This window comes from Pseudomonas putida (assembly GCF_022627325.1).
GTDB classification, from domain to species: Bacteria; Pseudomonadota; Gammaproteobacteria; order Pseudomonadales; family Pseudomonadaceae; genus Aquipseudomonas; species Aquipseudomonas putida_X.
On the sequence record NZ_JAETZZ010000070.1, the window covers coordinates 1 to 255 of the forward strand.

Here is a 255-nt window from a genome sequence, read left to right on the forward strand (position 1 = left end):
GCCAGTGACTTGCGCTTGCCACGGCGCTTGACCGGGACAACGACTTCTTCATCGGCATCATCGACTACAGCCAGCAGAGGGTCATTTTCCGCTTCATCGAACATGGCCAGTTGCGGCGTTTTGGGATTGACGGTTTGCTCGGACTTGCGGCCAAAGAAACGGTCACGCCATAACTTGATTTGCTCTTTCAGATCGTCAATTTGGACGATGTGGGCCTGATTGACTTCCTGCTCGCGCAAACGAGCAGCATAGCTC

At 54.1% G+C, this 255-nt stretch carries 1 protein-coding gene; it reads right to left on the minus strand.

What is annotated here, in order from left to right; translation table 11 throughout:
- A partial coding sequence (locus tag JNA92_RS25750) for a transposase domain-containing protein (protein WP_431312485.1) occupies positions 1-255 on the minus strand: 255 nt, incomplete at both ends.